Source organism: Armatimonadota bacterium, assembly GCA_022563855.1.
GTDB lineage: Bacteria > Armatimonadota > Fimbriimonadia > Fimbriimonadales > Fimbriimonadaceae > JADFMN01.
The window spans coordinates 72240-92270 of record JADFMN010000012.1 but is presented as its reverse complement, the minus strand read 5'-3'; the positions used below and the strand labels follow the sequence as shown (position 1 = coordinate 92270).

22 protein-coding genes and 1 pseudogene are annotated in these 20031 nt (G+C 58.2%); 15 read left to right on the top strand and 8 right to left on the bottom strand.

Features of this window, described 5'->3' with window-relative positions:
• The coding region (locus tag IH944_13295) for a DUF4145 domain-containing protein (protein ID MCH7905524.1) at positions 1–580 on the top strand (580 nt) is incomplete at its 5' end.
• A gap of 52 nt (positions 581–632) precedes the next feature.
• Here the strand turns inward: IH944_13295 and IH944_13290 are convergent.
• Complete coding sequence (locus IH944_13290) at positions 633–1271, bottom strand: hypothetical protein (GenBank protein ID MCH7905523.1); 639 nt, start codon at positions 1269–1271, stop codon at positions 633–635.
• 156 nt (positions 1272–1427) lie between these two features.
• Between IH944_13290 and IH944_13285 the strand changes: the two genes are divergently transcribed.
• Positions 1428–1601 carry a DUF1508 domain-containing protein gene (locus IH944_13285; GenBank protein MCH7905522.1) on the top strand — a complete coding sequence of 58 codons (174 nt, stop codon included), beginning with the start codon at positions 1428–1430 and terminating at the stop codon, positions 1599–1601.
• 159 nt (positions 1602–1760) lie between these two features.
• On the opposite strand, the gene IH944_13280 is transcribed toward IH944_13285, so the two are convergent.
• On the bottom strand, positions 1761–2243 hold the full coding sequence (locus IH944_13280) for a hypothetical protein (protein ID MCH7905521.1): 483 nt from the start codon (positions 2241–2243) through the stop codon (positions 1761–1763).
• A 219-nt stretch (positions 2244–2462) separates the two neighbouring features.
• On the opposite strand from IH944_13280, the gene IH944_13275 reads away from it, so the two are divergent.
• The 5 genes from IH944_13275 (at position 2463) to IH944_13255 (ending at position 6399) form a co-directional block, all read left to right on the top strand.
• Positions 2463–2981 (top strand): ubiquinol-cytochrome c reductase iron-sulfur subunit, encoded by a 519-nt coding sequence (locus IH944_13275; protein ID MCH7905520.1) that lies wholly within the window; start codon positions 2463–2465, stop codon positions 2979–2981.
• A gap of 16 nt (positions 2982–2997) precedes the next feature.
• On the top strand, positions 2998–4440 hold the full coding sequence (locus IH944_13270; GenBank protein ID MCH7905519.1) for a cytochrome b N-terminal domain-containing protein: 1443 nt from the start codon (positions 2998–3000) through the stop codon (positions 4438–4440).
• 154 nt (positions 4441–4594) lie between these two features.
• Entirely contained in the window at positions 4595–5086 is a 492-nt protein-coding gene (locus tag IH944_13265) for a YajQ family cyclic di-GMP-binding protein (GenBank protein ID MCH7905518.1), read from the top strand.
• Positions 5087–5128: 42 nt separating this feature from the next.
• Positions 5129–5479, top strand: coding sequence for a four helix bundle protein (locus IH944_13260; protein MCH7905517.1), 351 nt, complete (start codon positions 5129–5131; stop codon positions 5477–5479).
• Positions 5480–5511: 32 nt separating this feature from the next.
• Positions 5512–6399: a sugar phosphate isomerase/epimerase gene (locus tag IH944_13255; GenBank protein ID MCH7905516.1), complete on the top strand. Its 888-nt coding sequence runs from the start codon at positions 5512–5514 to the stop codon at positions 6397–6399.
• A 29-nt stretch (positions 6400–6428) separates the two neighbouring features.
• Here the strand turns inward: IH944_13255 and IH944_13250 are convergent, their stop codons facing one another.
• Together IH944_13250 and IH944_13245 are read right to left on the bottom strand one after the other, a co-directional pair.
• Positions 6429–8702: a hypothetical protein gene (locus IH944_13250; GenBank protein ID MCH7905515.1), complete on the bottom strand. Its 2274-nt coding sequence runs from the start codon at positions 8700–8702 to the stop codon at positions 6429–6431.
• A gap of 52 nt (positions 8703–8754) precedes the next feature.
• A complete protein-coding gene (locus IH944_13245; GenBank protein MCH7905514.1) occupies positions 8755–9093 on the bottom strand; it encodes a TfoX/Sxy family protein in 339 nt (112 codons plus the stop codon).
• 117 nt (positions 9094–9210) lie between these two features.
• On the opposite strand from IH944_13245, the gene IH944_13240 reads away from it, so the two are divergent.
• From IH944_13240 to IH944_13225, 4 genes are all read left to right on the top strand, one after another.
• Positions 9211–10122 carry a hypothetical protein gene (locus IH944_13240; protein ID MCH7905513.1) on the top strand — a complete coding sequence of 304 codons (912 nt, stop codon included), beginning with the start codon at positions 9211–9213 and terminating at the stop codon, positions 10120–10122.
• A gap of 289 nt (positions 10123–10411) precedes the next feature.
• A complete protein-coding gene (locus tag IH944_13235; GenBank protein MCH7905512.1) occupies positions 10412–11281 on the top strand; it encodes a PEP-CTERM sorting domain-containing protein in 870 nt (289 codons plus the stop codon).
• A gap of 150 nt (positions 11282–11431) precedes the next feature.
• Entirely contained in the window at positions 11432–11638 is a 207-nt protein-coding gene (locus IH944_13230) for a hypothetical protein (protein ID MCH7905511.1), read from the top strand.
• 72 nt (positions 11639–11710) lie between these two features.
• A complete protein-coding gene (locus IH944_13225; GenBank protein ID MCH7905510.1) occupies positions 11711–12229 on the top strand; it encodes a DUF664 domain-containing protein in 519 nt (172 codons plus the stop codon).
• A gap of 8 nt (positions 12230–12237) precedes the next feature.
• On the opposite strand, the gene IH944_13220 is transcribed toward IH944_13225, so the two are convergent.
• Entirely contained in the window at positions 12238–13026 is a 789-nt protein-coding gene (locus tag IH944_13220) for a class I SAM-dependent methyltransferase (protein MCH7905509.1), read from the bottom strand.
• Between the two features lie 139 nt (positions 13027–13165).
• On the opposite strand from IH944_13220, the gene IH944_13215 reads away from it, so the two are divergent.
• From IH944_13215 to IH944_13205, 3 genes are all read left to right on the top strand, one after another.
• Positions 13166–13576: a hypothetical protein gene (locus IH944_13215; protein MCH7905508.1), complete on the top strand. Its 411-nt coding sequence runs from the start codon at positions 13166–13168 to the stop codon at positions 13574–13576.
• A gap of 71 nt (positions 13577–13647) precedes the next feature.
• Positions 13648–14301, top strand: a complete 654-nt coding sequence (locus IH944_13210; protein MCH7905507.1) for a hypothetical protein — start codon at positions 13648–13650, stop codon at positions 14299–14301.
• Positions 14302–14360: 59 nt separating this feature from the next.
• Entirely contained in the window at positions 14361–14654 is a 294-nt protein-coding gene (locus IH944_13205; protein ID MCH7905506.1) for a hypothetical protein, read from the top strand.
• 20 nt (positions 14655–14674) lie between these two features.
• Here IH944_13205 and IH944_13200 read toward each other — a convergent pair.
• A pseudogene (locus tag IH944_13200) lies at positions 14675–14803 on the bottom strand (pirin family protein).
• A 282-nt stretch (positions 14804–15085) separates the two neighbouring features.
• Here IH944_13200 and IH944_13195 point away from each other — a divergent pair.
• Entirely contained in the window at positions 15086–15724 is a 639-nt protein-coding gene (locus tag IH944_13195) for a hypothetical protein (protein MCH7905505.1), read from the top strand.
• A 34-nt stretch (positions 15725–15758) separates the two neighbouring features.
• On the opposite strand, the gene IH944_13190 is transcribed toward IH944_13195, so the two are convergent.
• A complete protein-coding gene (locus IH944_13190) occupies positions 15759–19382 on the bottom strand; it encodes a vitamin B12-dependent ribonucleotide reductase (protein ID MCH7905504.1) in 3624 nt (1207 codons plus the stop codon).
• Positions 19383–19423: 41 nt separating this feature from the next.
• Positions 19424–19930 (bottom strand): transcriptional repressor NrdR, encoded by a 507-nt coding sequence (gene nrdR, locus IH944_13185; GenBank protein MCH7905503.1) that lies wholly within the window; start codon positions 19928–19930, stop codon positions 19424–19426.
• Positions 19931–20031 lie beyond the last annotated feature (101 nt).

Sequence of the window (20031 nt, the reverse complement as noted above, 5' to 3'; positions counted from 1 at the left end):
AACGATCCTCTGTCTTGCCTGCGGCAATGAAACTCCGCATCAGATTCTCGCCGAGCACACGGAATCAGTGTGGGATGAAGACAGCCGGGAGGAAATCGGCATAAGAACCTATTTGTTCGTCTGCTGTGGTACCTGTAGAGAAGTTGCCGTCCATCACGACGAGGGCGAAACGACTCAATCGTTGTGGCCATTGAACGCTTATTTAGGGCCAGCTGTTCCAAAAACGGTACAAAAACGGTACCGAGACGCGCTCACCGTTAAGAAGCGCCTGCCATCCGCCTTCGCCGTCCAAATCCGTCGTGCGCTGGAAGCAATGTGCACGGAGCAGGGCGTTAGCGAAAGAAATCTAGCGCAGGCACTGACTGCGCTGGTCAAACAACTGGACTTACCCGCTTTCGCAGTTGACATGGCGAGGGTGTCCCGCCAACTAGGCAATAAAGGGGCACACGATGGCCCAGACGTAACTGAACAAGAAGCCGCCACGCTCGAGGATTTCTTTTTGGCCCTTGTAGAATATGTCTACATTGGTCCGGCCAAACTGCGGTCATACCGGGCTGCACTGTCAAAACTTGATCTCTAAGTATCCGGGCGGGTGGCCCGGTCTGACACCTGTGCAGACCCGAACCGTGATACTAGACTGACCGTTGCACACTGCGGAGGAGCACAGCCTGCTCGGGATGGAGTCTGTCGCAGAAGTCGAGGAAGGCTGTCATGAACTCATCGGGAGCGTGCTGGAGATCCTCCGCTTCTGACTTAGAGAGAATCTCCGGTGCTGCCCTGCTAATCTCCTTCGCTTCTTCGGAGTCAAGTGCAGCCAATCGCCGCCATTCCGTCGGGTGGTAGAGTCCCGTCGCGACGCCGTTCATGGCATGCTCGAGCACCACATGGATGCCTTCTTCTCTCGAGAGCTTCGCCTTCGGATCAAACGTCATCCAGTCCTCGGCGTGACCGTTTCTTACCCACTTGACCGATTCGAGCTTCATCACAAGTTCCACCGAGCTACCGACACCCGGCAACAGCTCTGCGATCTGCTCGTTTGCAACCTTGGATAAGAAGCCCCTCACCGCATCGACTTTCTCGGGTCGTACCAGGAACGTCGCGAAGAATGCTTCTTCCTCGCTCTTGAAAGTGATCGCAAGCTCAGCACCTATCCCGAATGCGATGCAGGCCAGGGAGCGAACCGCGAAGTATTGCACTTTCAGGCCGCCAAGAAAGGTCTTCGTGGTCGTCTTATCGATTTGCTCGATCGCGAATGCTTGCGCGAAAGTCATTAGCGTTCAGGGCCAGTATGACCGACGAGCCGGAAGGAGGCGGGGGGCCCGGTCTGACACCTGTGCAGACCGCGATCGTAAATCGCCAACCGCGACCGGCCCGCGCGGTCGACTTTGCGACAGGTTGCCCGGTACTCTCTGGCTTGAGGTTCGAACATGGTATTCAACTGTTACAAGGACGTCAGGGGCGAATGGCGTTGGCGACTGAAGGCCGACAACGGCGAGATCATCGCGTCCGGCGAGTCGTACAAGAACAAGCAGGACTGCCTTCACGTCATCGACCTGGTGAAAGGCTCCTCGGACGCCGCGGTCGAAGAGACCGAGGATTAGCGCGAAAGCCCGGGCAATCCAACTCCTCGGGACGGGTACTTCGATGCTTCGATCCTTCGATCCTTCGACAGGCTCAGGACAGGCTAAGCTCAGGACAGGCTAAGCTCAGCACAGGCTGAGCTCAGGATGACCGTCAACCGCGCCCACGCAACGCATCACTCACCACGGCAGCCAACTCCTGACGCGGTCAGCGAAGGATTCGTAGCCACGCCTGGCGATTTCTATAGTTGTGAACTGTTCTCCAACTCTGTCACCGCTGAGTGTCTCCGACATGTTCGGCCAGATTGCAACTTGAACGAGCGATCTGAACGATGTGCCGGTCGTCAGGACAACGTATGACCCGGTGCTGTCTTCGTAGAGGGTGCAATCAGGGAACCCGCTTTCGAGCTTCCTGGCGATCTCAACAACCTCGCTGAAGGCTAACTCCTTCGACTTGTATCTGTCGACATCGTGCAGCGAACCACCGAAGCCTGGGGCTGGTCGTTCTATTTTCTCAAGACCGGAAGCGACGAACGCCTCGCGCAGAGCCGCCTCAAGTTTCGCGTCTGGGGTTTGTGCTCTTACAGCAATTCCCGTCCCATAAAGCGCGCCCAGAGACGCGACCCCAACAACGATCCACCAGACCTTCCTCTTCTTTCGCACTCTGTACAGTATGCAACGAATCAGCCAAGTCGGAACCAAACCCTCCACGCTGCGAGTGTGGAGGGATGGTGGGATGGGTCTGATAACAGTCAGCGGCGACCACCCCGCGCGAGTCACGGACGAGCGTCAGCGACGCATTTGATTTGATCCCGGTGAATCTTCCGAGATCGCGGGCCGCGTCTAAGTTTGCCAACGGCCATAATGGTTTTAGCGGAACTAATGGACGGTCATGACATTCAGGATAATCTGGAGTTCGAAAAGATCAACCCTACCCGCCGCGGTTTCCTGAGTTGGATGTCGGGACTAATATATACGGGGCTCTTCCTGGGCGTCGTGGGTCCGATTGCGGCGTTCGTCGGCGACCCGCTGAAGAAGCGACGAGGCGAAGTTACCTGGTCGCCCGTACTGAAAGCGGACGACCTTGCCGACGGCGAAACGCGCGAGGTTTCGTTCGACCTGGATGTGAAACAAGGGTACGTAACGACGCGCCGCACTTATCATGTGTACGTCCATAAGAGCCCGGACGGGCTTAAGGCATTGGATCCCACATGCACGCACCTTGGGTGCCGGGTTAAGTTCAGCCAAGAGGAGGGCAAGTACCTGTGTCCGTGCCACGGCGGTATTTTTGACCAAGACGGAAACGTCGTTTCCGGACCGCCGCCCAAGCCGCTGGATCGCCGTCCCGTAAAGGTAGAAGACGGGCAGATCTGGATCAGTAGCGAAACTGAGACCGCCTGACGCGGGAAGAAGCGCAATGGAAAGCAGAGAGACTGTCGGACAGCCCGAAGCGATGCAGACTGAAGATTCAGAGGGGAGTGCGCAGGTGTTGCCCAAGCTGAAAGAGTGGCTGGAGTCGCGGTTCGGCGTCCTTGGTTTTACCAAGAAGTTCCTAAGCGAGCCGATGCCGCCGGGCGTCGGCTGGTGGCAGACGCTCGGCAGCCTCGTTCTAATTCTGCTGGTGTTTCAGGTCATCACCGGCTTCGCGCTGTCCATGTACTATGTGCCCAGTCCGGCGGACGCGCACGCGAGCGTGAAACACATTTCCGAGGGGGTAACGCTGGGTTCGTTCATCCGTGGTCTGCACAGTTGGGGCTCAAGCGCCATCATCGTCGTGATGTGCCTGCACCTTCTGCGGGTTTTCTTTTGGGGGGCTTATAAGAAACCCCGCGAGATGACCTGGGTGGTCGGCGTCATCCTCCTCCAAGTGATACTCGCCCTAGGCTTCACCGGATACCTGCTGCCGTGGGACCAAAAGGCGTACTGGGCGACGGTCGTAGGCACGAAGATCGCCGCGACCGTTCCTCTCATAGGTGGAATGCTGCAGACGCTCATGCTGGGAGGGGCGGAGGTCGGACCGCTCACGCTGACCCGTTTCTATGCGCTACACATAATCGGGTTGCCGGCGTTGCTGGTTCTCTTGGTTGCGGTGCATCTCTTTCTTCTGCGGCGGCACCAGACGGCCGGTCCGGTCGTGCCACGTCCCGGCAAGCCCTCGCCGTTCTTCCCAGTCCAGGTCTTCAAAGACGCGGTCGTGGCGCTCGTGGGGATGGTGTTCCTCGGCTGGCTGGCGATATCGTTCGCGCCGGAACTCGGCCCGGTCGCAGACCCTTCCGGGAGCGACTTCATACCCCGGCCTGAGTGGTACTTCCTCGGTCTTTTCGAGTTGTTGAAGATGATGCCGCCCGGAATGGAAGTCCTGGCGACCGTCGTTATTCCCGGCGTTGTCATAACTGGGATGCTGGCTCTGCCCTGGCTGGATCGGTCGCCCAGCCGCCGTCCGTCGGAGCGGCGATGGATCGTCGGCATCGGGCTGGCCGTGACCCTGACGATCGCGGCGTTCACGTTCAAGGGGATTGCGGACCTGCCGCCGGAGGGGACTGCATCATCGGGCGAGGACCCCGCGCAGTTCGGACCCGTGAACATGGAACTGGCGGAAACGGGCAGGGCGGTGTTTGAAACTGGGCCCTGCATGAACTGCCACAGCGTAGGTGATGAGGGAGGGTCTACCTTTGGTCCTAATCTGGCTGGCGTGGGCAATAAGTACCCGGACCCGGATTGGCTGATGGAAATGCTCAAAGACCCTGCATCAAAAGGCAAAGTCGGCATGCCCTCTTTCGATGAGCTGGGTGATGAGAAACTGCGGGCGCTGGCAGAGTACCTGCGGTCGCTGAAAGCGTCGGCCGAGTCGGCGCCCTGATCCAGCGCCTTGGGCAGGATGCCCAAGCTACTCACGGCCAAGATGGCCGTGCCACGTCAGCCGCGCCCACCCCGCGCGTCTTTTGGCATCGTGCGACACGTCTTTGGACTCGGGACTCTGGACTCGCGACCCATTTGCGTTACAATGGCAAGCGATGGCCAAAGAGTTTTCATTCGACATCGTCAGCAAGGCGGACATGATGGAGGTCCGCAACGCGATCGACCAGGTGCGTCGCGAGGTCGCCAACCGTTACGACTTCAAGGGCACGAAGGTCGCGGCGGTGTTCGAGAACGACGTGATCACCCTGACCGCCGACGACGAGTTCCGGATGGACCAGCTCAAGGACATCGTGATCAGCAAGATGGTCAAGCGCGGGGTCGACTCGCGGCAGCTCGACTACGGCAAGCTCGAGCCCGGCAGCGGCGTCTCCGTGCGGCAGAAAGTCACGATGAAGCAGGGGATCGAGCAAGAGCACGCCAGGCCGATGATCAAACAGATCAAGGACGAGGGCCTGAAGGTCAAAGCGCAGTTCCAGGGCGACGCAATTCGCATCACCGGCAAGGACAAGGACGAGCTGCAGAAGACGATGGCGTTCGTGAAGGGGCTGAAGCTGCCGATGCCGGTGAAGTTTGAGAATTATCGGTAAGGCGGCAGTCGTCAGTTGTCAGTTTGGAATTGGAGGGAAGTGATGGCGGGATTTGAAGATCTGCTGGTATGGCAGAAGGCGATGGCGATGGTGCGCTCGGTGTACGGCTTAACCACAAAACTGCCACCTGACGAAAGGTTTGGCCTTGTTAGCCAACTGAGGCGAGCAGCAGTCTCCATTCCATCGAATATAGCCGAGGGGCACGGTCGTTCCTCTGACCGCGAGCTGTCTAGATTCTTGTCAATCGCTCTCGGGAGCCTTCGCGAGGTCCAGACGTTGCTTTACTTGGTCAGGGACTTGGGCTTCGCCGATCCTGCCACGGAACTGAAACAGTGCGAGGAGATAGCCAAGATGATCTTCGGACTCAGAAAGTCGTTCCTAGCCGACAACTGAAGACTGTAGACTGTAAACTGTCGACTGAAAACATGATCCGCGAGAACCACCAGGACATCAGCATCGGCACGCTCGTCAAAATGGCCGGGGCGCCAGATTACATTAAGCAGATTCTGCCGCACGGGTTCGAGTCGTTCCAGCTCAACATGTGGGCGCATATCGACGACAACGACCTGCCCGAGATCGCCAAACAGGTCAAAGAAGTGATCGGCGACGATGCGATCATCAGCAGCGTCGGTCTGTACGGCAACCCTCTGCAGGATGACAAGACCGCGCGTGATTGGGAGACGCTGATCAAGAGCGCGCACTACTTTGGCGCGGGGTGTGTTTGCGGATTTGCCGGCGCGCTCGAAGACCGACCGGTGGACGAGAGCATGCCGAAGTTCAAAAAGGTGTTCGGCCACTTGGTCAAGGTCGCTGAAGATGAAGGCGTGAAAATAGCGTTTGAGAACTGCGACATGCACGGTACGTGGCAGAGCCCAAAGTGGAACATCGCGCACGCGCCGCGCGCTTGGGAGATGATGTTCAACGAAGTGCCGAGCGCGTCGATCGGCCTGGAGTGGGAGCCGTGCCACCAGATGGTCTCGCTGATTGACCCGATCCCGCAGCTGCGGCAGTGGATACCGCGCATCCATCACATCCACGGCAAGGACGCGACGATCAACTGGGACATCATCAGCGCTGAGGGGATTCGGTCAGATGCAGAGTGCGTTTGGCACCGGACGCCGGGGTTCGGCGACACGAACTGGGCCGATGTGATCACGATCCTGCGCAAGGCCGAGTGGACCGGCTCGATCGACATCGAAGGCTGGCACGACCCGGTTTACCAAGGCGACCTTGAGATGACAGGGCAGGTGTTCGCGCTGGAGTATCTGAAGAGCTGTCGCGGCGGCGATTACGTCGAGAACCCGACGACGTAGCGCTGGCGTTTTGCGACTAGCGAAGACTCTTAACTCCTCCCCCATCGTCCGAACTTCCGAACCTCCGAACTCCCGAGCCGCACATGCACGATTCCGGGCTCGACGATATTGAACCGTGGCCGAACCCCGAACCGGTCTACAGTTTCTATTCTCGGACGTGGCGGCAACGACGTGGCGAAGACAGGATCAAATGTATAGATCCTAGGCCGCTGTCGCTCGGGAAGTTTAGACCAGTTGAAGTCATCTCTCGCCATGTCGCTCCTCAAGTTCGAAATGAAGATGTCACGTCGATTCACAGGCCAAGCTACATCAAAGCCTCCCTCGGAAATCGTGGTTCTTGACAGCTTGATTGCTAGCAGATCACACCACCTGATTTCAAACTCTCCTCCCACGGGAACGGTTGTCCCGGCAGGATCTATTGACCGACTCGCAGACCCTCCAGTGGGTATCGCATAGCTGACGGTCCTTTCGCTGAATCGTACTGCAGTCGTAGCGACATCGGTATCGTCGAAACCGGGCAGCAGGCTGCGCCTAAACTCAGGCAGGAGAGCGACCGTCGGAAGTCTTGCAAAGGATCTAGCGACGATCATTGTCGCGTTCCAGCCATCATCGCCTGAGAATATGCGCTGCGCTATCTGCTTTGCCCTCGGGTCATCGTAGTGCTGCCAGAGCGGAGCGAAAAGTTTGTCATAGTCGCTGCGCGCATCCCTCTGAATCCTTTCGAGCAGGGCTTCATAGATGTCCCAGCCACTGTCGTCGCCAGCGCAGATCAGAGCCGATGTGAGCGCGCAAGCCTCGGGGCCGATGAACGGGCTCGACTCCTGCTCTAAGTAATGTCGCAGGACCTCCGCCACGATCGTAGTTGATGCTTCGAGATCCCACGCGGCGAGCGCGACGGACATTTTACTCGCTGCCTGAATGAAAACCATTGGCGGATTCTGTCGGTCGACGCTATCCAGAACGGTTCGGGTTCTGGATTCTATGGCGCGGACAACTCGGTCGTGAGCCCTTTCGTCCAAAGATGCCCATTTGTGTCTTGGCGTATCGACCTCGATTCGAGCATTCTCAGCCAATCTTCTGCCGCCAATGCCCGTGATGGTCACCCACGGAGGAATTGACAAATTCTCAGCGGCAGCCAACCAAATCCCCGGGCCGAATCCGTCGAACTCCAAAGCACGGAGCCACTGCTCCTCGATCGGGAGTTCGCGCACAGAGTCCCAGTAGCGTGCTATCAGCTCCAAGTCGTAAAGTCCGGCCTTTGCAGGAAGCGGGCTCAAACTGAGGGCAAATTCTACAAGCTCGACACAGACGCTTCCTGTCGTTGCGAACACTGGGTGGCCGAGCGTTAGACCTGGTTTCCCCACGGCCCGCGAAGCAGTTTTATCGTTCATGTGCGGGATGAGCGCGGCGACGGCCGCCTGGCCGAAGGACTCAAGCATTCCGTCTGGAGAGAGCGATGCAGATTCGAACCGCTGCTGCGGAGGCCGGAATCCGACGGAGTCGTCGAGTCCTTCGACCAAGGCTTCGATCTGTTGGCCTTGGGGCAGTCTTGCGATCTCCTCAAGCGACATTTCCGGAGTTCTTGCATCTACGAGGCGCCTCCGAATATCGACTAGCCAGGCGTCAATGATCCAATGGTTGCTGAGACCCTTCCGTGGTATCCTGCGGAGCCTGACGCCTTTGGCCTCTAACACCTCGTCGAACAAGTTCCGAAAGCGTCGCAGCGACCTCGTTTGAAGATAAGCCTCTTGGTATCTGCCAAATTTTATTTGAAGAGCTGCGTTGATCGTGAGGATTTGATCGTACTGTTGCAGGGCTTCGGTGACGATTCCTCCTTTTATTTGCGGGAAGTTCAGATGCAGGGCCGCTGCCACAGCTCTTTCTTCAAGTCCCAAGGAGTGCAGGAGGAGCGCTGCGATTTTGCTGGTCGGATGCAAGGCGGGCCGATGCTCCACAAAAAAATGAAACCTTTTCGCCTCGACGATGGCACTGCTCCTTTCGAGGTCTTCTTCTACGCTTGCTGCCGGGCCGACTTCGAACTCGTCGTACTTTATTCCGTTCCAGGCCAGGAACGACTTCTTACCGGTGTACTCGTCTATGACGATCCAGCCGTTCAACTTTATTTCGCTTGGCCCGAAGCGGAAAGTCAAGAGCTCTAAAGTGACAGTTCGGTATTCGCCGTCACCAGGGAATTGCAATCCCGCCACTCGGAGGACTTTCGTTGCTTCCTCAAAGTCGGCGACTGTAAGCTGATTGTCGACAGCGGATGCTTGCGCGACCAGAAAAAATGCGAAGGACAACATATCGAATCGTTCCTCTTGTCTATATTCTAGCCGAAGCTATCTGCGATAGGCGCTATCGTTTCTTCTTGCGCTTCGCCTTTTCCGCCACGGCCAGGGCCTTGTCGATCCAGACCGCCAGTTCGTTTGCGTCTGCCAGCACCGACTCCGGCAGCTCCCAATACTTCATCGGCTTGGGCGAATCGTACGGATAGAACGGCTCCATGCCGGCCTCCTCGAAGTCGGACTTGTTAGAATCGTCGACCTTGAAGTACAGCTTGTCCTCGGCGATGAGCGCGAAGAACAGGCCGTCGGAGTAGATGCCGACGCCGCCGAACATCGGCCTCGTCTGTATTGGCGCGACCGCGCTCAGAATCTCCTCGATCCGCTCGCGGTACTCTGGCGTAAACCCCATTCCTGGCAACATACCACCGCTCGCTTTCTAAAAGCGTGGCGCGGACGGCAAGTTGGAACTGAACCCAAGTCGCCTGCATTTCGTCTATGCTTATTCGTCTGACTCAAAGAGTTCCTCATGAAGAAATCCATTTGTATCGTCGTGCTTGGTCTTGCCGTGTTCGCCTTTGCCGTCCAGCGGGGGTTGCCAACTGGTGTCGCGACCCACGTCAGCACGCTGACCAAGGCGAAGTCGTTCACGGCCAAGTTCACGGTGCAGGAGATCGGCGGCACCTTGGAGGAGTTCACCGTCACGTACGGCAAGCCGGACATGCTGCGGATCGAGTCGCCGAGCAAACTCGTCGTCTCTGATGGCAAGACGTTGACAGTGTACGACAAGAAGGCGAAGACGTACTCGGAGGAGCCTGCTTCCAAGGCGATCATGCTGTCGCACATCACGCAACCGTCGCTGTGGGGTTGGGCGTCGTTCTTGCAGAGCGATACGACCAAGCTCATCAAATCAGGAAAGGATGGTCGGAGCCGCCGATTGCGCGGGGTGGACGTAACGGAATCGACTGTAACGCTCGCCGACGGTGAATCGACGGCCACGTTCTATCTCGACGCAAAAATCGGTTTCGCACGGGGGTACAACATCGCAAGCGAAGGGAAGGAATGGATCGTGTGGGCGAAGGAGATTGAAGTGTCGGAAGATGAGTCAACGGACGACTTCGTCTTCCACGCACCGGCGGGAGCGAAACTCGTAGAGGACGTTGCGGCCGGTGGCGCCACTTGGTCCGCGGTCAACGACTTGCTGCAATCAAAGTGTATGCCGTGCCACGGGCGAACGGCCAGCGGGGGAGTCAACATGACGTCCTACCGCCAGCTGATGCGCAGCAGGGTCGTCAATGCGGGCAACCCGAACAGAAGTCGAATCGTGCGGGCTATCAAGGGGCGGGGAGTGACCCGAATGCCGAAAGGACGCGCCGCTCTGAAGGACGAAGAGATCAAGCTGATCGAGGACTGGATTTCGGCTGGGGCGAAAGAGGAGTAGCCGTACTCTTTAGGCTGCGCGTCTGGCGCGAGGGAAGAGTAGCCGCATGCTTTAGCTTGCGCGTCGTGCCGCTGACTTCCGTTTGAAAGCACCGGCCAATACGTGCGTACTTCGGGCAGGTTGGAATGTCAGCGCGGAGCTAAGCGTATGCTGTCGCATCTCGATCTACTAGTTTCTGCTCTTACCAAGTAATTGTACCGGTCGCCTGCTCAATGGATTTGAGTGTAGAATAAACGTGTTCACCGTGCCGATTGGGTTCGGGACAAGTTCTTGGATCAGAGAGGAAGCAATGAGATCACCTATTACCCGGTGTGCAGCGATCGTTCTCGTCAGCGCCTTGACGCTGGGCTCGGCCTCACGGGCTGACGCCATCATCATCATCCGCGATTTCATTGCGCCCGGCGATACGTTCCCTGGCGGTGCTGGAACTGCCGGTTCGGCCAGCGGCTTTCAGGCTGGCGGCGGCAACCTTCAGGCCGTGTTCAGCGCTGCTGCCGACTATTGGGAGTCGGCTCTGCAGGACACGCACACGGTGGAGATCCACTTCGGGTGGCAGTCGCTCGGCGGCGGTACCCTCGCTTCCCACAGGCTTCTGGCCCAGGGCGGATCGCCGAACCGAGAGACTCATGGGCTGGTCCGATTCGATAACGACTCGAGCACTAACTGGTTCACAGATCTGACGCCGTTCGACCCTTCAGAGTACACGACGTTCACGGAGTACACCGCGGATCTCGGCGGCGGGATCATGAACATCGGCCGGGAGTACACGGGCGCGACGGGTTTTGCGTTCGGAAGGCACGACATGATGGCGATCGCAATGCACGAGATCGCCCATGCGCTCGGTATGTCCAGAGCGAACACCTCCTTCCAGGCCGAGAACGCCGACGGCGACATCGACATTAGAGCACCGCTGCCTTTTACAGGCGCTTCGATTTCGACGATCAGCGGCGCACACCTGAATCTTTCGCACGCGAACCTATTCTGGTCGATCTCATCGGGTCGTCGGCGCATGCTGACCCATGCCGACATTCTCGCGAACGCCGAGATCAGCAAGTTCACGCAAGTTAACCTCGACCCTGTGCCCGAGCCAGCGTCGATGATCGCGCTCGGTCTCGGTGCTGCGGCACTCGTTGCGCGACGGCGCAGGAAGACGGCGTAAGCGCTTTCTGTAAGCGTGCTATGGCGGTCGAAGACTCTCCTTCGATCGCTTTGCCATGTCTTTGTCCCAGGGTACTCTCGAGTTTCACAGTGGAGAACAGACAGCGTCATGCCGTTCTATCCTAGAAACTCCAAGGCGGACACTATCCTTGTGCTCGGAATTCTGAGTTGCGTCTTGCTGGGGCCCATTTCTGGCATCCCTGCGTGGCTGATGGGGAGAGCCGAGCTTCGTCACATGAAGACCGGCATTACTGACCCGTCCGACCGGAAATATGTGCGGACTGGAATGGTGCTGGGCATCGCAGGGTCCATCATCAGCCTCGTTTGGCTTGCATGGGAACTGTTTGTTGCAGGTTAGCAGGTCGGTACAAGAGGCGCATTTTACTAGGGACGCTGGAACCGGCTTGACGACATGAAGTAAAACTCGTCAATGGCAAAGAAGAAGTACGACATTAAACCCGCGTCGAGAAGCGAGGTCGCTCTGCTCGTTGCGATGATGGACGCGACGACCAAGTCGTGGAAGGACGACTTGCGCGGTATCTCCGAGAAGGAGTTCAGATGGCAGGCGAAGAAGGGCGCACACTCGATCGCCATGATGATCCTGCACTGCGTGATGGCGGAGTACTGGTGGATTCAGAGCGTTACTCTTGGCAAGGACATGGACATGAAGTTCATCAACGGGCTCGGTTATAAGCGGATGGACATCGCCAACGGCATCTACGGGACTCCGTTGAAGAAGCCGAAGGCCTGGTACCTCAAGCAGATGACCGACATCCGCAGGAAGACGAAGAAAGCCATGAAAGGCCTGAAGCCTTCGCACACCGGAATCGGCAGAGGCAACGAGTTCACGCTGCGCTGGGTGTTGCACCACCTGGTCGAGCACGAGGCGTATCACAGCGGGCAGATGACTCTTCTGCGCGAGTTGTACAGGAAGCGCAGATCGAAGTAGAGCGTTGTTCACCTCGTGGCAATGACGACCATGGCCTTCATCGGGTACTTCATTTCGCCTGACGCCTGTTCGTAATCGCTTAATAACTCTCTTGCTTGCGAGTGCATCGCGGCCAGCTTTTCGTCGTCGGCGGGGTCGTCGGAGACCCATTTCTTTACGTTCCCCTCTACGAGTTGCGTGAGAGAGGCTGACGTCACCATGCTTCGCAGCAACCGGATCTTCGGCCGGGTGATGCCTGCTGACTGCGCCAATTCTTGCAGTGCTGTTGCATCTCCCATAGCGTACGGCGTTGAGTACCGCGCGGCCGCTTCGTCGCCGTAATGTTCACGCACCAAGTTGGCGAGAGTTTCGTGCACAGGATTGTCTTTCCCCGTTGCCCAAACCGCGACGACAAGCCGTCCGCCCGGCGCCAGCACGCGCCATATCTCGCTGAGTGCCTGTGCCGCATCGTCGACGAACATCAGAGCGAACTGGCTGACGACCACGTCGAACGATTCGTCGTCGAACGGCAGATCGCAGGCGTCTCCGATTCGCCAATCTATCAAAGGCTCTTTACTAGCCGCGACCGCCAGCATGCTTTCGTTGATGTCCAGGCCGATAACGGTTTCGCTGACCAAATGCGCGGCGATCGTCAGGACTCCGGTGCCGCATCCGACGTCGAGAACCCGGTCGCTAGAGCAGAGCTTTGCGAAGGGAAGCAGCTTGCCTGGCCAGAGCGCAAGGCGGCCGGGCACCGACTCGCGTTCGTACTCCCGCGCCTTTTCGGTCGTGCCCCAGACGTTCTTGCAGTCGCTCATCTTGCGGTTCTTCCAACCGTTATACCGAGCCGGTCGGATGCCGGCGGTAGAACTGACACATGGCAGGGAAACACTGCGGCATCGATGTGCACAAGAACAGGCAACCTGCCAATAAGTCTGATACCCTATAGTTGAAAGGATGTTTGTGGATCGAGATCAGGGTCCGGGCTGGCGGCTTTACGTGTTCTATGCGGCGATGGTCGCGTTGATTTTTTCGTGGCCCGCGATCATGGACGATGATCAGCCTGTCCGACTTGCGACGGTGCCGTACTGGACGATCGCCGGTGCACTTGGCGTCATGTGGTTGGGGTTTTTAGCTGTCAAGCGGGTCGACGAATGGAGGTCGTGGGCGGAGGACGAGCAGGCTGAATTCAAGTCGGAGTTCAGGACGATCGTGCTCGTAACGCTAGCGTCTACGGTCGTCGGCCTAATTCTGTGCGACCTTTTGTCGTGGACGTACGATGCGCTGCCGTTCCTGATGCTCGGTCCGTGGGCGTTGTTGAAACTGGTTCAGTACATCCGCAGGCCGCGCGTCGACGTTTGGGACTGACTTTAGACTTGCCGCGCTGCGTAACCTGTCGATGAACGTGGCCGTCAAATCGAGCTAAGAGGTTCGCTATTTTGAAAGTTGCGTTTTCAGTCTGTCTTGCGCTGTGGTGCTCGTTTGCTACCGCGCAGCGCTTCACGGATGCGGATTTCTCAAACCATAGGAGCGAATTCATTTCTGAGCAGACCCTTGCTCCGGGCGGAGTCGTCATCGAAATCTACGCGCGGAATCGGAGCGCGATGATGCAACTGTTGCACCGGCTGCACAGAACCGATAAGTGGGAGTACGAAGTCTCTTGGGGCGCTTCAGACTCGGTGACCGTGTGGATTCCGGCCATGCTAAGTCAGCCCAGCGACGATCCGCAACGAACTGTCAGACTCGCGTATCGACGGTTGCTGAGTTCGATCGACATGACTTATAAGGTCGAAGGTGGGCTTTACTATCCTCTGTTCCGGTATAGGAAACTGTTTGTACCGTTCAAGGTGTTGGGCTCGCACGGAGCCATGGACTTCGTATCGGGCGAGGTGAACTCGCTCGACGTTCTTGCTGCGGCGCTCGCGCTGCAAGGTGTTGGCTACCGGGTCGTGCGTGCCGCCGGTAGCGAGGTGTCTTTGCGTGCGCAGAACTGCCCGCTTTCGATGCTCGTGGAAGTGTTGGAGGCTCTCGACGCAGGCATCGTGATCGATCAAACTCTGGGATTCGTCGTTCGACCGCGCGGTCTGTCTTAAGCGGCCACAACCCAACAGGCTAGTAATCCGTAGGAACTAGCGGGGTTGAGAAAGAACGCATGGTCACGGACAATAGGGCAGTTACATACGCGGTCGCCTCGCTCGTGCTCGGAATCATGAGCTTCATGGGCGGCGTCATGCTGACCGGGATTCCAGCTTGGATTCTTGGGAAGGTGGCGATCAAGGAGGTGGACGCCGGCCATGGAACCGAAGCCGACCGTCAGATGGGTCGCATTGGTGTGATTCTCGGCAAACTCGCCGTGCTGATCTCGGTCGTGTGCATCGTCATCGCGGTAGTCGCGGCGGTGTACTACGGTTTTACGTTGAGAAGAAACTTAAAAATTGGTTTTTGATCAACCTCCAAGAACGTCCCGTCGTCGAGCAACAGGAACGGGTCGGTGTCGGAGGTCTCACCGAAACCAAACGCCCTTGCCAGATGCACCCCCGCGCCCTCTAGCGTGGGTTTCGCCTTGACAGTTCGCCTGATCGGTCTGATGGACATCGTGCCTGTCAGTATGTTCGATGCACGGGGAGCGTCACTAGATCCCTCTCCCCTGGGAGAGGCTAGGAGAGGGTGCGAATGGTCAGAACGCTTTCCGAGCGATTGGTAAGGTGGTGCCTTGTTATTCAGATTTCCTCACCATGCCATAGCATGGAACCACTCTGCTGGCTTGCCGTCGCCATAACGGCTCAGTACCTGGTACGTTCCTAAGTTATGAATGCAAGCGTGAGGGTCTTGGTTTGTTGCCTACTGTTGTTGCAGTTTGCGTATTGCCTCGCCCAAGTGCCCACGAAGGCAGATATCGATAAATACGGGAGTAAGTTTATCGCGACGCCAAACAGTGAGCCTGATCCCACTGGCTGTGACTTCATCATCTACTGCGTGAATCGCGAGGCGGCGCTCGAGATACTCAGTAAGTTCCATCAGTCGGACAAGCTGGAGTACGAAGTTGAGTGGGGCAGCATAGACGCTGTCAGAGTATGGGTAAGGCGAGGAGATACAAGGGAAGAGCTTGAATTTGGATCAGTATTGCGATATGCGCTAAACGAGCTGAGCATGACCTATCGAATCGAAGAAGGAGTCGTTCAATTGATACACCGCGGGCTTCCGGCTTATCCGATCAGTTATTCGTTTGATCCTCCGCGTGTTGAGACTTCAGAGAACACCGTTACTATTTTGGAGAACAAAGCAAACTCGCTTGATTACCTTGCTGCTGTTCTCTCGCAAAGAGAAATCGGCTATCACGTATTCCAGGCGAAGGGACAGGAGATTGAACTGCTATTGCGTCGGCGTTCCCTTCGGTATGTGCTCGATCAGATCGACGCTTTAGACAACGGACTACAGATTGACTGGATCAACGGAGTCTCTGTTACTAGGCAGAGCGATCTTCGTGAGCCGGGATCAAATCCTCCAGACCACTAGTTTGGAGGGACGAGAGTCAGTAGCGGTGCCCTAACTAGCTGCACCCGCTTGTCGCGCCGCAGGTGTTGCACTTCAGGCATACACCGTTCCGCACGAGCGTAAACGCGCCACAGTCGGCGCAGGGGTCGCCTTCGTAGCCTTTCATCTTCGCTTCGCGAATCTGGCCGGCGAGCGCGTGCATCGACGCCGTCGGGAGGACTGCGGTCGCTGATGACGACGATTCGAGGGCGGGTTCGGCGTTATCGTTCGACGAACTCGCACCGTTGCCGTTCGCAAGGGAAGACGAGCCGTTCCCGTTAGGATAGACTCCAGCCTCGGTCATGACGGCGGAGGGCTCTTGCCCTTTCCGAAACCCAGGCGAATCGTGGTTCTCGCGGGTCGATCCGGGCACCGGGCCTTCGATGTCCTGCGCCTCGTCCTCGTCCGAGAACTCGAGCAGCGGCTGGGTGGTTCCACCCGCGAAATCGCCTCGCAGATCGTCGGGCGAGACCTGCACCAGGTCGTTGCGGCCTAGGTACGTCATCGCCAGCTCGCGGAACATGTAGTCGATGATCGAGGTGGACATCTTGATGTTCTCGTGTCCGCTGACCGGACCGTTCGGCTCGAACCGCGTGAACACGAACGCCTCGACGAACTCCTCGAGCGGAACCCCGTACTGCAGTCCGAGCGAGATCGCGATCGCGAAGCAGTTCATCAGCGACCGGAACGCCGCGCCCTCGCGGTGCATGTCGACGAACACCTCGCCGAGAGTGCCGTCGTCGTACTCGCCGGTGCGCAGGTAGATCTTATGCCCACCGACGCGAGCCTTCTGCGTGTAACCACGCCTTCGCGGGGGCATCAGACGCCGCTTGGCGATGTACCGGTAGACCAGCTTTTGTGCGATCGCGGAGATCTGTTCGTGCTCGGTTTCCTGCAATTCAACGACCGCCGGGCCGAACTCTTCGCCGAGGCTCGCCTCAAGGATCGCCGCCGCGGCGTCGCCGGAGCTGGCGTTCAGCGGTTGGCTGAGCTTGCTGCCGTCGCGGTACAGCGCGTTCGCCTTCAGGCCGAGCTTCCACGACATCATATAGCTGTCGCTGATGTCCTTTTGCGTTGCGTCGCTCGGCAGGTTGATCGTCTTGCTGATCGCGCCACTGAGGAACGGCTGCGCGGCGGCCATCATGCGGATGTGTCCCTCGGCACTGATGTAGCGGACGCCTTTCAGCCCGCACTTGCTCGCGCAGTCGAACACCGGCAGATGCTCGTCGCGGATGTGCGGCGCGCCTTCGACCGTCATCGCGCCGCAGACGTATTCGTTCGCGATCTGAATGTGCTCTTTGCTGAAGCCGAGATGCGACAAGAGATCGAACGTCCAATCGTTCATCGCCTCTTCGCTGACGCCGAGCTTCTCTGTAAGAAAACCTTCGCCCAGTGTGAACTTGTTGAACGCGAAATTGATCTCGAACGCGTTCTCCAGCGCCGCTTCTAGCTTTTGTATCGCGTCTTCATCGAAGCCCTTGTCTCTTAAGGTCTCGTGGTTGATGAACGGCGCATCTGCCAGCGTCTTGCGCCCGACGGCGTAGTTTACGATGTCCTCGACCTGCTCGTCGGAGTACTTCAGCTTCTTGAGCGCCGCCGGAACGGACTGGTTGACTATCTTGAAGTAACCGCCGCCGGCGAGCTTCTTGAACTTCACCAGCGCGAAGTCGGGCTCGATTCCGGTGGTGTCGCAGTCCATGAGCAAGCCGATGGTTCCGGTCGGCGCCAGCACGGTGGTCTGTGCGTTGCGGTAGCCGTGCTGCACGCCTAGCTCGTGCGCGCGGTCCCATGCCGCTTGTGCAGCCTCGAGAAGCGGGGAAGGGCACTCGGCGCTATCTATCCCCGTCGGCTTGATGTCGATCCCCTCGTACTCGTTCGGCTCAACGTTGTACGTCGCTCTCCGGTGGTTGCGGATCACGCGGAGCATGTCGCCCTTGTTCTCTTCGTATCGCGGGAACACGCCGAGCTGTTCGGCCATCTCCGCGCTCGTCGCGTACGACTCGCCGGTGAGGATCGCCGTCATGGCGCCCGCGATCGCGACCCCTTTCGGGCTGTCATAAGGGATGCCGATCTGCATGAGCAGCGCGCCGATGTTCGCGTAGCCGAGCCCGAGCGTTCGGTAGTCGAAGCTGAGCTGCGCGACCTCCTTGCTGGGGAACTGCGCCATCAGGACGCTGATCTCGAGCACGATCGTCCAGAGGCGGATCGCGTGCTTGTACCCTTCGATGTCGAAATCGACCGACGCCGAGTCGTAGAACTTCGCCAGGTTGATCGAAGCGAGGTTGCACGCGGTGTCGTCGAGGAACATATACTCGCTACATGGATTACTGGCGTTGATGCGTCCGCCGGCGGGGCAGGTGTGCCAATCGTTGATCGTCGTGTCGTACTGGGTGCCGGGGTCGGCGCACGACCACGCGCTGTAGCAGATGTCGTCCCAGAGGTCGCTCGCGCTGATGGTCTTCATCGTTTCGCCCGTCGTCCGCGCGGTCAGATTCCAGTCCCCGCCTGCCTCGACAGCGCTGAGGAAGTCGTTGCTCAGGCGAACCGAATTGTTAGAGTTTTGGCCTGAAACTGTAACATATGATTCGCTTTCATACCCTGCGTCGTAAACTGGAAACTCGATGCTTGTAGCGCCTTGCTCGGCGAGTTGGATGGCGCGCTGGATGTAGTTCGGGCTGATCTCATCCGCTTTGGCCGCAGCGATCGCGTTGTAGAGGTTCTTATTCTGCCGAGGATCGCAACCCTCGCTGCACGCAGCGATGATGGCGTTGAGGTGCTTGTGGTTGAGGATGGAGCCGGTGACGAGCGCCGCCACCTTCTGCTCCTCTATGACCTTCCAGCTTACGAACGCCTCGATGTCCGGATGGTCGACGTCGAGGCAGACCATCTTCGCCGCTCGCCGGGTCGTGCCTCCGGACTTGATCGCCCCCGCCGAGCGGTCCCCGACGCGCAGGAACGACATCAGCCCCGACGACTTTCCGCCGCCGCTGAGCCGCTCGTTCGCCCCGCGGAGCTTGCTGAAGTTCGTGCCGACGCCCGACCCGTACTTGAAGACGAGCGCTTCGCGCCTCCATAGATCCATGATGCCGCCGTCGTTGATAAGATCGTCAGCGACGCTCAGGATGAAGCACGCGTGCGGTTGCGGCCGCTCGTAAGCGGTCTTGCTCCGCTGCAGTTGGCCAGTCGCGTTTTCGACGAAGTAGTGGCCTTGCGCCTTGCCGTCGATGCCATAAGCGAAGTGGAGGCCGGTGTTGAACCACTGCGGGCTGTTCGGCGCTGCTTTTTGGGTCGCGAGCATGTGGCAAAGCTCGTCGTAGAACGCCGCCGCGTCTTCATCGGTGTCGAAGTATCCGTTCTGCTCGCCCCACTGCTTCCAGCACCCAGCGAGCCTGTGGAACACCTGGCGCGCGTCCGTTTCCGTACCTGTCGAGCCGTCATCCAGCGGAACGCCAGCCTTGCGAAAGTACTTTTGCGCGATGATGTCTGTCGCCACTTGCGACCAATCGGCAGGCACCATGACGTCCTCCATGTGGAAGACCGAGCTGCCGTCCGGGTTGCGGATTTCGCTCGTTCTCGGCTTAAATGCGATCCCTTCGTACGGTCCGTTCTCGGCTGAAGTGAAGTATCGGGCTATTTTCATTTTCTTGGCAAATCCTGGTAATCGGTAAGTATCGTTCTTCGCTAAATCAGTTGTTTGATGATCGATGCGGCGACGCCGGGGTCGTTCACGTCGTCCTTCGCCTTCCGGATCGCGGCGACGACCTTCGCGAACTCCTGCGGGCTCTCGAACTCCTGGTACACGCTGGCGAACCGCACAAACGCGACGCCGTCGAGCTTGAGCAGCTCCTCCATGACGCGATTCCCGATCTGCGTGGACGTGACTTCGAGCTGGCAGAGATCGTAGATATCGCGCTCGACTCTATCGACTGCCGCCTGGATATCTTCGACCGGCACCGACCGCTTGTGGCACGCCTGCTGCATGCCGCTGAGTACCTTCTTGCGGTCGTACTCCTCGCGCGGCCCTCCGCGCTTCACGACGAATAATCGCGGCTTTTCCGGCTCTTCGAACGTCGTAAATCTACGGTTGCACTCGACGCACTGGCGTCGGCGTCGAACCGCCTCTCCGTTCCTTGCAGGTCGTGAGTCGAGAACCCTGAGTTCTCGGTGGCCGCAGTAAGGACAAATCATCGTTCAAACCTCAACATATTGATCTGGGCTCATGTTACACCACTACATGTTGTATGTCAAGGGAATTTTTATTACACAGGTTTTCCGCCTGTTTTGCCGTG

Excerpts from the sequence above, each read along its gene's own strand:
- IH944_13290 (MCH7905523.1), bottom strand. The coding sequence starts at position 1,271 with ATGACTTTCGCGCAAGCATTCGCGATCGAGCAAATCGATAAGACGACC.
- IH944_13285 (MCH7905522.1), top strand. The coding sequence starts at position 1,428 with ATGGTATTCAACTGTTACAAGGACGTCAGGGGCGAATGGCGTTGGCGA.
- IH944_13275 (MCH7905520.1), top strand. The coding sequence starts at position 2,463 with ATGGACGGTCATGACATTCAGGATAATCTGGAGTTCGAAAAGATCAAC.
- IH944_13270 (MCH7905519.1), top strand. The coding sequence starts at position 2,998 with ATGGAAAGCAGAGAGACTGTCGGACAGCCCGAAGCGATGCAGACTGAA.
- IH944_13265 (MCH7905518.1), top strand. The coding sequence starts at position 4,595 with ATGGCCAAAGAGTTTTCATTCGACATCGTCAGCAAGGCGGACATGATG.
- IH944_13260 (MCH7905517.1), top strand. The coding sequence starts at position 5,129 with ATGGCGGGATTTGAAGATCTGCTGGTATGGCAGAAGGCGATGGCGATG.
- IH944_13255 (MCH7905516.1), top strand. The coding sequence starts at position 5,512 with ATGATCCGCGAGAACCACCAGGACATCAGCATCGGCACGCTCGTCAAA.
- IH944_13250 (MCH7905515.1), bottom strand. The coding sequence starts at position 8,702 with ATGTTGTCCTTCGCATTTTTTCTGGTCGCGCAAGCATCCGCTGTCGAC.
- IH944_13245 (MCH7905514.1), bottom strand. The coding sequence starts at position 9,093 with ATGGGGTTTACGCCAGAGTACCGCGAGCGGATCGAGGAGATTCTGAGC.
- IH944_13240 (MCH7905513.1), top strand. The coding sequence starts at position 9,211 with ATGAAGAAATCCATTTGTATCGTCGTGCTTGGTCTTGCCGTGTTCGCC.
- IH944_13235 (MCH7905512.1), top strand. The coding sequence starts at position 10,412 with ATGAGATCACCTATTACCCGGTGTGCAGCGATCGTTCTCGTCAGCGCC.
- IH944_13225 (MCH7905510.1), top strand. The coding sequence starts at position 11,711 with ATGGCAAAGAAGAAGTACGACATTAAACCCGCGTCGAGAAGCGAGGTC.
- IH944_13220 (MCH7905509.1), bottom strand. The coding sequence starts at position 13,026 with ATGAGCGACTGCAAGAACGTCTGGGGCACGACCGAAAAGGCGCGGGAG.
- IH944_13215 (MCH7905508.1), top strand. The coding sequence starts at position 13,166 with ATGTTTGTGGATCGAGATCAGGGTCCGGGCTGGCGGCTTTACGTGTTC.
- IH944_13205 (MCH7905506.1), top strand. The coding sequence starts at position 14,361 with ATGGTCACGGACAATAGGGCAGTTACATACGCGGTCGCCTCGCTCGTG.
- IH944_13190 (MCH7905504.1), bottom strand. The coding sequence starts at position 19,382 with ATGAAAATAGCCCGATACTTCACTTCAGCCGAGAACGGACCGTACGAA.
- nrdR (MCH7905503.1), bottom strand. The coding sequence starts at position 19,930 with ATGATTTGTCCTTACTGCGGCCACCGAGAACTCAGGGTTCTCGACTCA.